Source organism: Tissierella praeacuta (assembly GCF_040396155.1).
GTDB lineage: Bacteria > Bacillota > Clostridia > Tissierellales > Tissierellaceae > Tissierella > Tissierella praeacuta_A.
On the sequence record NZ_JBEBOY010000019.1, the window covers coordinates 11683 to 25009 of the forward strand.

General features: G+C 28.7%; 14 protein-coding genes. 13 read left to right on the forward strand and 1 reads right to left on the reverse strand.

Annotated features, from left to right (window positions below; all coding sequences use genetic code 11):
- Nucleotides 1–68: 68 nt before the first annotated feature.
- From ABWP20_RS10505 to brnQ, 7 genes are all read left to right on the forward strand, one after another.
- Nucleotides 69–1004 carry an LCP family protein gene (locus tag ABWP20_RS10505; protein ID WP_353095753.1) on the forward strand — a complete coding sequence of 312 codons (936 nt, stop codon included), beginning with the start codon at nucleotides 69–71 and terminating at the stop codon, nucleotides 1002–1004.
- A 14-nt stretch (nucleotides 1005–1018) separates the two neighbouring features.
- A complete protein-coding gene (fni, locus tag ABWP20_RS10510) occupies nucleotides 1019–2038 on the forward strand; it encodes a type 2 isopentenyl-diphosphate Delta-isomerase (protein WP_353095754.1) in 1020 nt (339 codons plus the stop codon).
- Between the two features lie 244 nt (nucleotides 2039–2282).
- Nucleotides 2283–3293: an aspartate-semialdehyde dehydrogenase gene (locus ABWP20_RS10515; protein ID WP_353095755.1), complete on the forward strand. Its 1011-nt coding sequence runs from the start codon at nucleotides 2283–2285 to the stop codon at nucleotides 3291–3293.
- A gap of 2 nt (nucleotides 3294–3295) precedes the next feature.
- Nucleotides 3296–4168, forward strand: a complete 873-nt coding sequence (gene dapA, locus ABWP20_RS10520; protein WP_353095756.1) for a 4-hydroxy-tetrahydrodipicolinate synthase — start codon at nucleotides 3296–3298, stop codon at nucleotides 4166–4168.
- A gap of 9 nt (nucleotides 4169–4177) precedes the next feature.
- The gene (gene dapB / locus ABWP20_RS10525; RefSeq protein ID WP_353095757.1) at nucleotides 4178–4897 is read left to right on the forward strand and encodes a 4-hydroxy-tetrahydrodipicolinate reductase; all 720 of its coding nucleotides are present in this window, start codon (nucleotides 4178–4180) and stop codon (nucleotides 4895–4897) included.
- Between the two features lie 200 nt (nucleotides 4898–5097).
- Nucleotides 5098–6078, forward strand: a complete 981-nt coding sequence (locus ABWP20_RS10530; protein WP_353095758.1) for a biotin--[acetyl-CoA-carboxylase] ligase — start codon at nucleotides 5098–5100, stop codon at nucleotides 6076–6078.
- An 89-nt stretch (nucleotides 6079–6167) separates the two neighbouring features.
- Nucleotides 6168–7457 carry a branched-chain amino acid transport system II carrier protein gene (brnQ, locus tag ABWP20_RS10535; RefSeq protein WP_353095759.1) on the forward strand — a complete coding sequence of 430 codons (1290 nt, stop codon included), beginning with the start codon at nucleotides 6168–6170 and terminating at the stop codon, nucleotides 7455–7457.
- Nucleotides 7458–7612: 155 nt separating this feature from the next.
- On the opposite strand, the gene ABWP20_RS10540 is transcribed toward brnQ, so the two are convergent.
- Nucleotides 7613–8176, reverse strand: a complete 564-nt coding sequence (locus ABWP20_RS10540; protein ID WP_353095760.1) for a biotin transporter BioY — start codon at nucleotides 8174–8176, stop codon at nucleotides 7613–7615.
- A gap of 179 nt (nucleotides 8177–8355) precedes the next feature.
- On the opposite strand from ABWP20_RS10540, the gene ABWP20_RS10545 reads away from it, so the two are divergent.
- The 6 genes from ABWP20_RS10545 to ABWP20_RS10570 all read left to right on the forward strand — a co-directional run bounded on the left by ABWP20_RS10545 (nucleotide 8356) and on the right by ABWP20_RS10570 (nucleotide 13307).
- Nucleotides 8356–8730, forward strand: coding sequence for a GntR family transcriptional regulator (locus ABWP20_RS10545; RefSeq protein WP_353095761.1), 375 nt, complete (start codon nucleotides 8356–8358; stop codon nucleotides 8728–8730).
- Between the two features lie 2 nt (nucleotides 8731–8732).
- A complete protein-coding gene (locus tag ABWP20_RS10550; protein ID WP_353095762.1) occupies nucleotides 8733–9578 on the forward strand; it encodes an ABC transporter ATP-binding protein in 846 nt (281 codons plus the stop codon).
- Nucleotides 9579–9582: 4 nt separating this feature from the next.
- Entirely contained in the window at nucleotides 9583–10209 is a 627-nt protein-coding gene (locus tag ABWP20_RS10555) for an ABC-2 transporter permease (RefSeq protein ID WP_353095763.1), read from the forward strand.
- Nucleotides 10210–10220: 11 nt separating this feature from the next.
- The gene (locus ABWP20_RS10560; protein ID WP_353095764.1) at nucleotides 10221–10883 is read left to right on the forward strand and encodes an ABC-2 transporter permease; all 663 of its coding nucleotides are present in this window, start codon (nucleotides 10221–10223) and stop codon (nucleotides 10881–10883) included.
- A gap of 175 nt (nucleotides 10884–11058) precedes the next feature.
- On the forward strand, nucleotides 11059–12621 hold the full coding sequence (locus ABWP20_RS10565) for a histidine kinase (RefSeq protein ID WP_353095765.1): 1563 nt from the start codon (nucleotides 11059–11061) through the stop codon (nucleotides 12619–12621).
- On the forward strand, nucleotides 12618–13307 hold the full coding sequence (locus tag ABWP20_RS10570; protein WP_353095766.1) for a response regulator transcription factor: 690 nt from the start codon (nucleotides 12618–12620) through the stop codon (nucleotides 13305–13307). Before ABWP20_RS10565 ends, ABWP20_RS10570 begins: the two co-directional genes overlap by 4 nt.
- Nucleotides 13308–13327 lie beyond the last annotated feature (20 nt).

Consider the following 13327-nt stretch of genomic DNA (forward strand, 5'->3'; position numbering starts at 1 on the left):
TTTTAATTGTAATTAGTCGACATATGTAGTATCATTTAATGTATAATTTAATTGCTAGAGGTGTAACAATGAAAAAAAAGTTTATATTATCATTTGTATTATCTTTTATATTTTTCGCCATAACTTTTACTTTTGTTGGTGAAAAATTATTCTCAAAAAGCGACTCTTTTGCAACTACTGACGATGATATCGGTGGAGAAGTGAAGGAGGAAAATAAACCAGATCCAAAAAATAAAGATGAAATTCTATTCCTGATGATGGGTGTAGATGCTGAAAATGTTAAAAAGTCAAAGGGTACAAGAACAGATACTATGATGCTCTTTAAAGTTAATTTTGAAACAGGTGAAATAAGTTTACTATCTATACCTAGAGATACAAGGGTATTAGTAAAGGGTAAGGAAGATAAAATCAATCATGCACATGCCTATGGAGGACCAGAACTTACTATGAAAACTTTAAGGGATTTCCTTAACCTAGATATAGATTATTATGTAAAGGTTGATTATAAAGCTGTAATGTCAATAGTAGATGCAATAGGTGGAGTAGAAATAGATGTACCGCAAAGAATGAAATACGATGATACAACACCTGGAATCCCACCCCTTCATATAGATTTAAAAAAGGGACTGCAGACATTAAATGGTAAGCAAGCACATGATTTTTTAAGATTTAGGAAGGGCTATGCAGAAGGGGATATAGGCAGGATAAAAGCACAGCAAATGTTTATGAAGGAATTAATTAAGCAAACTTTAACACCTAAAAATATAGTAAAATTACCAAAGTTTATTGAGACATATTATGATTATGTGGAAACCAATATTCCATTTAAGGTTATTGCAAAAGGTGCATTATCGGCTACAAAAATTGATATGCAAAATATGACAACAAATACAATTCCGGGAGAAGGTAAGAGAATTTCAGGAGTTGACTATTGGATATATTATAAGGAAGAAACAAGAAAAATTGTAGAAGAAATGTTTGAAGACTATTTATTAACTCAATAGATAGAGGTGAAGATATGAGAGAAAAAAGGAAAAAAGAACATGTGGAGAACTATCTAAGAACTACCTATAAAGGTGTTACATTATTAGAAGATGTATTTTTACAACATAATGCTTTACCAGACTTAAATTTTGAAGATATAGACACTAAAACAGTTTTTTTAGGGAAAACTGTAGATTATCCAATTATAATCAATGCTATGACAGGAGGTTCTGACTTTTCCTGGGAAATAAATCGAGATTTGTCATTACTTGCTAAAGAATTTAATATTCCTATGGCTGTTGGTTCTCAGACCATAGCATTATATGATGATGACAAATGTAAAGAGTCATTTAAAATAGTGAGACAAACTATTGGAGATGATGGTGTAGTTATAGCCAATCTCAATGCACAAGCATCATTAGAGGATATAAAAAAGGCTTTAGATATGATAGAGGGTGATGCAATACAATTGCATTTAAATCCTGCTCAAGAAATAGTTATGGTTGAAGGAGATAGAAAATTTAGAGGAATTTTGGATAATATTGAAGTCATTGTCGAAAAAGTTGACAAGCCTGTTATAGTAAAGGAAGTTGGTTTTGGCATATCAAAGGAAGCTGCTTCAAAATTATATAATGTTGGAGTTAGAAATATAGATATATCAGGATATGGGGGAACTAATTTTATTGAAATCGAAGATATTAGATATAATAATATAGATTTTTCTGATCTTTATTCATGGGGTATTCCCACTGCTTTAGCTCTAATTAAATGTAGAGAGTTGCCTAAGGATTTAAATTTAATTGCTAGTGGCGGTATAAGGACTAGTATGGATATTGTAAAGTCATTAGTAATTGGCGGAAATATAGTAGGTATATCAGGAGAGATACTATCATATCTGCTTCATGGCGGATATGAAAATGCAAGAAATTATTTAGAGGCAACTTTGTATAAAATGAAGATATTGATGTTACTTTTGGGTAAGAAAAATATTGAAGAATTAAAAGCTGCTGATTATAAAGTAATTGGAGATTTAAAAGATTTATTGAGTGATTAATGATGAAAAAAATGAATAGCTAAAAATTAAAAGAGACCTATCTATAGTTAGTTTGATATACTATCATACTTAATTTAGTAACGGGTCTTTTTTAGAATCATTATATAAATAGTATATTTAATGTAATATTTAACAGTCATCTCATATAATAACAATATGATAATGATTAAGGTAATTATTGTTTAGAAAGTTTATAGGAGATATAATATATTTATGGTTTATCCAAGAATAGGAGTGATATAATATGGGTTTAGTAATTGGTATTGTAGGTGCTACAGGTGCTGTAGGTCAAAAGATGATTGAAGTCATTATGGAAAGGAATTTGCCTATATCAGAACTAAGACTTTTTGCATCTGAAAAATCAGCAGGAAAAACTATAAAATTAGATAAATATAATAGAGAGGTTACAGTTGAACTTTTAACTGAGGAGGCCATGAAGGAACAATATGATTATCTATTATTTTCTGCAGGAGGAAGTATATCAGAAAAATATGCACCAATAGCAGCTAAGGCAGGTAATATGGTAATAGATAATTCATCACATTTTAGAATGGTGAAAGATATACCTTTAGTAGTACCAGAAGTAAACTCACATGTATTAAAGGGATATAGAGGAATAGTAGCTAACCCAAACTGTTCTACTATTCAAATGCTTGTAGCCATAGCTCCTTTATATAGGGAATATGGTATAAAAAGGATTGTTGTATCTACTTATCAAGCAGTATCAGGTAGTGGGTACAAGGCTATAGAAGAATTAAAAAATCAATTAATAGATGAAGAATACCCAAATAAGATGTATACAAGAAAGATAGCAGGAAATTGTATACCTCATATAGATGTGTTTAATGAGAATGGATTTACAAAAGAAGAATTGAAGATGGTTTATGAAACCCATAAGATTTTTGAGGATGACACTATAGAAATTAATCCTACAGCTGTTAGAATTCCAGTTTTTTATGGTCATAGTGAATCCATATACTTAGAGCTTAAGGAAGAAGTAGAGATAGATAAAATCAAGAAAACATTAGGGGATTTTAAGGGTATAATAGTAGAAGATGAACCAGAAATAAATAAATATCCTACTCCTAGAGAAATAGCAAATACTGATTTTACTTATGTTGGTAGAATAAGAAAGGATCTTTATAATCCTAAGGGTCTATCTCTTTGGGTAGTAGCGGATAATCTTAGAAAAGGAGCAGCTACTAATGCTGTTCAAATTATAGAGGCAATAGAAAATATTAAAGTGGAGGGATAATTATGTTTAAAGGAGCAGGTGTTGCCATAGTCACCCCATTTAAGGATGGGAAATTTCATAAAGAAGCTTATGAAAAATTAATTGAGTTTCAAATTGAAAATGGAACTCAGGCTTTAATAGTATTAGGTACTACAGGTGAAGCAGCAACATTAACCTATGAAGAAAGGGAAGAAGTAATTAAATCAGCAATAGATAAAAATGCAAAGAGAATTCCTATTATAGTAGGTACTGGTTCTAATTGTACTGATACTGCAGTTAAATATACTAAACAAGCAGAGGAATTAGGTGCTGATGGAATACTAATTGTGACACCTTATTATAATAAATGTACAAATAAGGGAATGATAGAACATTTTACAGCAGTGGCTAATACTACAACTTTACCAGTTATACTGTATAATGTACCTGGTAGAACGGCAGTAAATATACCTCCAGATATAGTTGTAGCAATGTCAAAGGTGAAGAATGTAATAGGGGTTAAGGAAGCTAGTGGAAATATTTCACAAATTTTAGAGATAAAAAGATTGGTTCCAGAGGACTTTATGATTTATTCAGGCAATGATGACCAAGTAGTACCTATATATGCTTGTGGTGGTCATGGAGTTATTTCCGTTGCATCTAATGTAATTCCTAAGGAAATGCAGGAAATGTGTGAAGCTTTTATGAATGGAAATGTGGCTAAAGCATTGGAACTTCAATTGGAATATAAGAAGTTTATAGATTTATTATTCTCTGAAGTAAATCCTATACCAGTTAAGGCAGCTTTGGCAGAGATGAAATATATCGAAGATGAACTAAGACTTCCTCTTACATCTATGGAAGAGAACAATAGAATCAAATTGATTCAAGAGATGAAAAGGTTGAATCTTATTTAGGAGGTTAATATGAATTTATTAATCAATGGGATAAAAGGAAAGATGGGGAACATAATTAAAGAACTAGCGATAAAAGATGTTTATTGGAGTAATGTTTATGGTTTATGTAAAGATACTCCCATGCCAAAAGATGATATTGAATTTGATGTATTGGTAGATTTTACTCATGAGTCTGCTTTAGATAAAGTACTTGAGATTGGATTAAGTAGAAATCTACCTATTATAATAGGTACAACTGGATATAGTAAAGAACAATTAGAAAATATAAATAAGGCAGCAGCTACAATACCAATTCTTTATGCAACTAATATGTCTTTAGGTATGAATCTACTTTTTGCATTGGTAGAAAAAACGGCAGAAATACTTGGAGATAATGTAGATATTGAAGTAATAGAGGCTCATCATAATAGAAAAAAAGATGCACCATCAGGTAGTGCTGTAACAATAATAGAATCCATAGAAAAAGGCTTAGGTTCAATTAGGAAACATCAATATGGAAGAGTTGGAGAATGTCCTAGAGAAAAAGGTGAAATAGGAGTTCATGCCATAAGAGGCGGAAATATAGCTGGATATCATGAAATAGACTTTATAAATGAACTAGAGTCTATTAAGATTTGTCATGAAGCTTATGATAGAAAGGTATTTGCCAATGGTGCATTAGAAGCAGCTAAATTTATAATTAATAAAGAACCGGGATTATATAGTATGAAAGACATATTGAAAATATAATTGATAAGATTAAAATTAACTAAGGAATAATAATTTATAGAAGGGGCGAAATAATTCGTCTCTTTTATAAATTAGATCTATTTGTTAATGTTAGGATAATTTGAGTTTTAGTACAAGTTAATGGATTTAAATCTATACTTACTATACAGATAAAAATAAGAGTTTTATTTCTTGATTATAAATAAAAGAGGGATGATAAATTGAAAAATAAAATTTTAGAAATTTTAAAAAATAAAGATGATTTTATTTCAGGAGAAGAAATATCTAAAGAGTTTCATATGACTAGGGCGGCCATATGGAAATATATGAATATGTTGAAGGAAGATGGATATATTATAGAATCTGTTCCTAGAAAGGGCTATAAGATTATATCACTGCCAGATATACTTACATATGAAGAGATAAAAAAATATTTGGATACGGAATTTATAGGGAGAAATATATATTATTTTGATTCAATAAATTCTACAAATAAAAAAGCAAAGGAAATGGCTTTAGAAGAAAAAGAAGGAACTGTCGTAGTTGCAGAAGAACAAATAAGTGGAAAGGGCAGATTAGGCAGACAATGGATATCACCTAAGGGAAAAGGCATATGGATGAGTATAATTCTAAAACCTAAGTGTGAACCGATGACAGTTGCGAAGATAACATTATTAGGTGCAGCAGCAGTACATAAAGCTTTATCAAATATGAATATTAAATCTCAAATAAAATGGCCAAATGATATATTAATAAATGGAAAAAAGATTTGCGGTATATTAACGGAGATGAGTGCAGAATTAAATATGATTAATTATGTAGTCATGGGCATAGGGATAAATGCTAATCTTTCTGAAGAGGACATACCTGAAGATTTAAAAGATAAAGGCACATCAATTAAGATTAGTGAAGGGAAAAAAATAGATAGAAAAGAATTATTAGCTAATATTGTAAATGAATTTGAGAAATTTTATATAGAATTTAGGGATAATAATACTATATCTATAGCAATAGATATATGTAAAGAAAACTCTGCTTTAATAGGTAGAGAGATTAGAGTAATTAAAGGACGGGAAATAAAATTAGGAAAAGCAGTAAATATAAATGAAGAAGGGGAATTGGTTGTAGAATTTGAGGATGGAGTTATTGCAAATCTTTATTCTGGAGAAGTGTCAGTTAGAGGAATAAATGGATATAATTAATTATAGAAATTTATATGTTGAAATAGTTGCACAATTTTCAAATTTATGATACAATTTAAAAAAATTTTTAAATTTGAAGAGGTGATGTTTTGAAAAAGAAAAGAAACGATGCATTTATTTTAGGAGCGGCATTATTTTCTATGTTTTTTGGTGCAGGAAATTTAATATTTCCTCCATTTTTAGGGTTGCTAGCAGGTCAGAAATGGAATTGGTCAATTTTCGGTTTCTTTATTACAGGAATTGGATTGCCACTTTTAGGCATAATGGCTTCTGCTAAGGCTGGAGGAGATGTAGATAAACTGGGAAGAAGAGTTTCTCCTTTATTTAGTAAATTTTTAGGTATAACAGTTGTTCTGGCTATAGGACCATTACTAGCAATTCCAAGGACAGGAGCAACTGCTTTTGAAATAGGAGTTTTACCTATCATGCCTAATGGAAATCCTACAATATTTGCTATACTGTATTTTGGATTAACTTTATTATTAGTTATAAAACCAAATGGAGTAATTGATAAAATAGGTAAGATTTTAACACCTACATTACTTATATTATTAGGTTTAATTATAGTTAAAGGTATTCTAGATCCTATGGGAATGCCTGTACCGGAAAGTTTTGCAAGACCATTTTCTGAGGGGTTCATTAGTGGATATCAAACTATGGATGCTTTAGCATCTATATTATTTGGCGGAATAATAACTACATCTCTAATTCAAAGTGGATATGATGATGAAAAAGATCAAATCAGTATGACTAAGAAGGCTGGTCTAATAGCAGTAGGAGGTTTAACTATTGTTTATGGAGGATTAGGATATTTAGGAGCCACTGGAGGTTCTTTATTTTCAAAGGATATAGAAAAGGTAGAGTTAATAGTAAATATAGCAGATAATTCTTTAGAGAGCTTTGGAAAAATAGGTTTAGGATTAGTAGTATCCTTAGCTTGTTTGACGACTACCATAGGACTTACTGCTACAGTTGGGGAATACTTTAGTAAAATAAGTAAAGGAAAATTAAAATATGAAACAATAGTAATAGCAACTACAATATTTAGTGCTATTATGTCTGTAAGAGGAGTAGAGTCTATAATCTCTTTTTCAGAACCAATACTGGTATTCATGTATCCAGTTGTAATAGTAATGATTTTATTAACTATGATCTTGGGGAACAAACCAAATAAGAACATTTACAGACATGCAATATATGCCACTTTAATAGTAAGTACTTTGGAGCTTTTATATAGGTTTAAGATATGGACATATTTTACTCATATAGTTAAATATTTACCTTTGGCATCATGGGGATTGTCATGGCTAGTTCCAGCAATATTGGGCGCTGTTTTAGGAATGCTCCTACCAGATAAATCAGATATTCAAATAAGCTAATTAAAAATAGCTGACTCAAAATAAAAATTTGAGACAGCTATTTTTTATGTTTTTATAAAATGAAAAGAAAAAGGCTTTTAAAGCCTTTTATAGTAAAATTTGAGTATAATAAAGAATAAGTTCCATAATAAGTATATAAAAGATATATAATTATCTTAATCTAAGGATAATCCTTTTTGATTAAGTGTAGGTAAGGTCTTTATGGCAACAATTGAAGCTATTATAAATTTTATAAAATCTCCAGGCAAGAAAAGTAAGCACCCCGTTTTTATAATGAGATTAAATGATAGCCCCTTTGCCATTACTATATTTACTATATAATACATATAAGGTAGCCCAAATAAATATATTATTATGTTTCCAACTAAAGATGCAATCCAGATTTTTCTAGGTGACAACTTATTTCCTGAATGTGATATTTTTCCTACAATATAAGCTGCAAAGATAAATCCAATAGCAAATCCAAAGCTAGGTTTCATTATATTTTGAAGACCACCGCTAAAACCTGCAAATATTGGTATTCCTATTAATCCTAAGATTATGTATACTATTTGGGATAGAGCACCTAATTTAGGTCCTAAAATAAGACCAGATAAAATAACAAACAAAGTTTGCAAAGTAATAGGTACATCACCTAAGGGTATACTAATAAAAGCTCCTATGGCAGTAAGGCCTGTAAACATAGAGACTAAAGCCATTTCCTTTGTAGACATTTTCATTTTATTACCTCCCCATTGTAAACTATAATATATAAAAGGGTTTACATTAGTATAATAGATGAATTTTATATAATTGTCAACTGAAAAATTTCTTGACAAAGGTATAATATATGTATATACTGTATATATAGATTATATACAGTATATACAACAATAACAGTTATGTTAGGAGGCTGATTATGAAAATAATAGTATCTAATTCTTCTAGTGAGTCTATATATGAACAGATAGCCAAGCAGATAAAAGCCATGATAATAAAGGGAGAATTAGAAGAGGGAGAGGCTTTACCATCTATAAGAGGTCTTGCGAAGGATCTTCAAATATCTGTTATTACCACTAAGAGGGCATATGAGGAATTGGAAAAAGAAGGATTTATAGAAACAATGCAAGGAAAAGGTTCATTTGTAGCTATGCAAAATAAAGAGCTGTTAAAGGAAAAGAAGTTAAAGATTATAGAAGATAAATTATCTGAAGTGGTACAAGAATCTAAATTATTAGGACTTAGATATGCAGAGATAAAAGAAATGTTGAGAATTTTATTTGAGGAGGTTTAACTATGCTAGAAATTAAAAATTTGTCTAAGAATTTTAAGAAATTTAAACTTGATAATGTATCATTTAAATTAGAGTCTGGCTATATTATGGGATTTATTGGACCAAATGGTGCAGGTAAGAGTACAACTATAAAGCTTATAATGAATTTACTAAAAAAAGATTCTGGAGAAATAAAAATATTTGGCAAAGATAATATAAAATTTGAAAAAGAAATTAAAAATAGAATAGGATTTGTATATGATGAATCTTACTTTTACGAGGATTTAACTATCAAACAAATGAAAAATATAATAGCACCTTTTTATAAAGAGTGGGATGAGAGATTATTTAATCAATATATGAAGGACTTTGATTTAGACATTAGCCAAAAAATAAAGAAGTTATCTAAAGGGATGAAAATGAAATTTTCCTTGGGAGTAGCTTTATCTCATAATGCAGATTTAATAATAATGGATGAACCTACTTCAGGACTAGATCCAGTATTTAGAAGGGAAATCTTAGATATATTATATAATATAATTCAGGATGAAAATAAATCTATTTTCTTTTCTACTCATATAACTACAGATTTAGAAAAGATTGCAGATTATATTACATTTATAAATAATGGAAAAATAATTTTCTCTAAATCCAAAGACGATATCTTGGAATCCTATGGAATAATAAAAGGTGGAAATAATCTATTGGATGATGATATAAGAAAAGAATTTATAGGTATTAGGGAAACAAAAGTTGGATTTGAAGGTTTAGTAGAAAATCCACAAAAATTAAAAAAGTTATTTGGTGATGAAGCAATAATAGAAAGACCAACACTTGAAGATATAATGGTTTACAGTGTAAGGAGGTAGAGAGATGTTAAACTTAATAAGGAAAGATTTAATGTTGAACTTTTCAAATAAAAAAAGTGTAGTTTTTTTAATATTATTTTTTCCTTTTCTCTTATTAATATTGGAAATCAATAGTACAAATATATCTCCTTTGATGATATTAAGTTATGGCTATATATTAACTAATATGCCTTTTAAATATGAAATAAAAGATAATACTCATACTCTAATACAATCCTTACCAATTACAAAGAAGGAGGTTGTAATAAGCAAGTATATATCCATATTTATAAATTATTTTTTAAGTGTTATATTAGTTGGAGTATATTTTTGGATTATTAGTATTTTTAAACTTAAAATAGCTGGGGGATTAAATATTTCCGTAATAAAAGAGACATTAATTATATTTACCATTATTACATCAGTATCTTTACCAGCATATTTTAAGTTACCACCTAAATTGGGTAATATTGTAAATATAGTAATGTATATGATAATTATAAATATTTGTGTTATTGGATCTAGTGAAGATATTAATATATTTAACTCATTAAATATTCAAGGAATAAATTCACTAATTATAACAGCTATAGTATATCTGGTATCAATGGTAATATCTATCGGATTATATAAAACAAGGGATTTGGCATAGGAGGGATAGAGATGAAACAGCTTGTGATTAAGGACATACGATTACTTAGAATGATAAATTTATTTGTATTCTGTGGAGTGGCGATTTTTGGTTATATTGGAATGGTTACTGAAAATATATATAAATCTAAACTTATATATGGATTTTCTGTTTTTATAATGATATATATAGTTTCAATATTTTCTACTCACCATGAGATAAGAGCTAAATCAGATGTGATGTTAAATTCTCTGCCAGTCAATAGATATGATATAGTTGGAGCAAAATATATATCCATGGGGTTTTATATATTTGCCATATCAGGAGTTGGATTTATAACATCAAATATATCTAAAATTATCATAAGCAGTAAAGCCATAGGTAGTCCAGTTACTATATTTGATATATTTTTCATTATTGGATTATCTTTAGTATTTTTTTCAATATATTTACCATTTCAATATTATAGTATAGGAAAATCCCAGGCCTTTAGCCAAATATTTTACATGCTTTTGATTATTTTGCCTAATGTAATAAGTAGATTTGGAAGAAAAATTGAGACTACAAATTTATTTAAAAATATAATAAGAATGGATTTAAAATTATTTGCACTTATATTTGCAGTTAGTGGAATAATATTATATTTAATATCTTTACAGATTTCAAAAAGAATATATAAGATGAAGGAATTTTAGAAAAAAGGTATTGATAAATAGAATGATTTATCAATACCTTTTTTACTGTACAGCTGTAATACAAGTTTACTTTTGTGTAGGAATATAGTAAACTATATATGAATATGCGAATAATTTTAATATTCTAAAATCGTTATAAACTTATCTATAATCAATACTTTTAGGAGTGAAAATAATGGGCCATATACAGTATTTTGATTGGGGTAGTATAGAGTGGATTTATGAACCAGATATTAAGAATTCGACAAATATAATGCATATAGGGATTAGTACAATTTTACCGGGGAAAAGGCAGAAAGAGCATATTCATTATGGAGATGAGCAATTATTATATGTGTTATCTGGACTAGGAGAACAAGTTATAGGAAAAGAATTAAGTATCAAAGAACCTGGCTCCTTATATCATATAGATGCAGGCTCAGTACATGAAGCTATAAATACTGGAGAAATACCAATAAAAGAATTGTTGATATCTGTTCCAGTATATTATAATCAGCGTACTCCTTCAAATTATATTTTAAATAATGGGCAGATGTATATAGAAGATTTTGAAGATACCATAGTATTAAATCATAAGATTAAGCATCTATATGATGAGGCCAGTGAGATATTAGCAATTCCATTATCGATATTTGATAAAACAAATAATCCGGTTATTATTTCTGATAATTATCCAGAATTTTGTATGAAAAAATGTAATGTACATAAAGATACAAGAAACTGTAACTTATATAATATCTATGATGAATATATGCCTCCCCATTATAAAGATCCATTTGCCTTTGTTTGTCAATATGGATTGAGGGTATTTGTTATGCCGATTATTATCAACAATAGTCTAGTTGGTACTATAAAAGGAGGACATATTAGGATATATGATGAAAATCATATGGATATGAAAGAAGAATTGGGACAAGACTATGAATCATTTCGCAAGATTCAAGTAGTACATCAAGGACGTATTATGGCTATATTACAGCATATAAAAACTTTAAGCAAAAATATCTCATATTATTATTTATTGGAAAACACTGAGATGGAATTATATAAAAAAGAAGAGATTATCAAAGATATTGCCAAAAATGAATTATTGCTTGAGGAGAGTCTAAAGTCTACAAAAGAGCAAGTTTTAAGTATACAAATTAATAATCATTTTCTTTTCAATACATTAAATGCAATTGCTAGTTTAGCCATAAAAGAAGGTAGTATAAATACTTATGAATCAATAGTTAGATTATCGAAGATTTTTAGATATTCATTAAAATCCAGCAGTTCTATTGCTACATTAAATGATGAGATTTTATTTATTATGGATTATTTAGAATTACAAAAATTAAGATATGGCGAAAGACTTAATGTAAATATCAATATTTGTGCAGATGCTAAATTATCAAGAATTCCCTTTAATTTTATTCAGCCAATAATCGAAAATTCCTTTGTTCATGGTTTTAGAAACAAAGTGGACAATCTTAATATTGAGATTAATTGTACAAAACGACAAGACAGGATTTCCATTATGATACAAGATAATGGAACTGGGTTAGATGAGGAGGAAGTTAATAAGCTGAATAATATGATTAAAGGACAAGCAGAAGGATTTATAATCAGTGGATTGATGATGATATATAGAAAGCTAGAATTACTTCATCATAATAATTTCGAATTCAAAATTTCAAGTAAAAAAAACATTGGGACTAAAGTAACAATAGTAATTCCAGCTATAAAGGAGGAATTATGATTAAGACATTAGTTGTTGATGATGAAGCCTTAGCTAGAGATTTATTAAAGATTTTAATAAAGAATAATAATATGCCATTGGAAGTAGTAGGAGAGGCTGAAAATGGAAAAGAAGCTATAAAGCGAATATTTGACTTAAAGCCAGAACTGGTTTTTTTAGATATAGAAATGCCTAGTAGTGATGGGATAGATGTTATGGAGTATATAAATAATTACTATATTGAACCAATAACTTTTATTGTAGTTACTGCTTTTAGTTATTTTGAGTATGCTCAGTCTTCTTTAAGATTAGGAGCAAAGGATATATTGTTAAAACCAGTGGAGTCTAAAGGATTAGAACAATCAATTTCTAGGGTTATAGGGTATAGATTTACTGATAATCCATTGTTAAATGATATTCTTCAATATATAAATATTAGTTATAGAGATGAAATTCAATTAAATCAATGTGCTAAAGATTTTCATATTAGTGTAAATCAAATTAATAGATTATTTAATAAATATTTTGATATGACTTTTATAAAATATTTAAATAAAATTAGAGTTGATAAAGCAATAGAACTGATGCATAGTGAAGAAATCCCTATTAAGGAAGTGGCAAGTCAAGTAGGGTTTAATAATCTAAATTATTTTTATAGAACATTTAAGATGATAACTGGAAACACACCTAAAAATTATAGGCAGTAGCATAAAGCTACTGCCTATTT

Coding starts and splice junctions, on each gene's coding strand:
- ABWP20_RS10505 (WP_353095753.1), top strand. CDS start 69: ATGAAAAAAAAGTTTATATTATCATTTGTATTATCTTTTATATTTTTC.
- fni (WP_353095754.1), top strand. CDS start 1,019: ATGAGAGAAAAAAGGAAAAAAGAACATGTGGAGAACTATCTAAGAACT.
- ABWP20_RS10515 (WP_353095755.1), top strand. CDS start 2,283: ATGGGTTTAGTAATTGGTATTGTAGGTGCTACAGGTGCTGTAGGTCAA.
- dapA (WP_353095756.1), top strand. CDS start 3,296: ATGTTTAAAGGAGCAGGTGTTGCCATAGTCACCCCATTTAAGGATGGG.
- dapB (WP_353095757.1), top strand. CDS start 4,178: ATGAATTTATTAATCAATGGGATAAAAGGAAAGATGGGGAACATAATT.
- ABWP20_RS10540 (WP_353095760.1), bottom strand. CDS start 8,176: ATGAAAATGTCTACAAAGGAAATGGCTTTAGTCTCTATGTTTACAGGC.
- ABWP20_RS10545 (WP_353095761.1), top strand. CDS start 8,356: ATGAAAATAATAGTATCTAATTCTTCTAGTGAGTCTATATATGAACAG.
- ABWP20_RS10550 (WP_353095762.1), top strand. CDS start 8,733: ATGCTAGAAATTAAAAATTTGTCTAAGAATTTTAAGAAATTTAAACTT.
- ABWP20_RS10555 (WP_353095763.1), top strand. CDS start 9,583: ATGTTAAACTTAATAAGGAAAGATTTAATGTTGAACTTTTCAAATAAA.
- ABWP20_RS10560 (WP_353095764.1), top strand. CDS start 10,221: ATGAAACAGCTTGTGATTAAGGACATACGATTACTTAGAATGATAAAT.
- ABWP20_RS10565 (WP_353095765.1), top strand. CDS start 11,059: ATGGGCCATATACAGTATTTTGATTGGGGTAGTATAGAGTGGATTTAT.
- ABWP20_RS10570 (WP_353095766.1), top strand. CDS start 12,618: ATGATTAAGACATTAGTTGTTGATGATGAAGCCTTAGCTAGAGATTTA.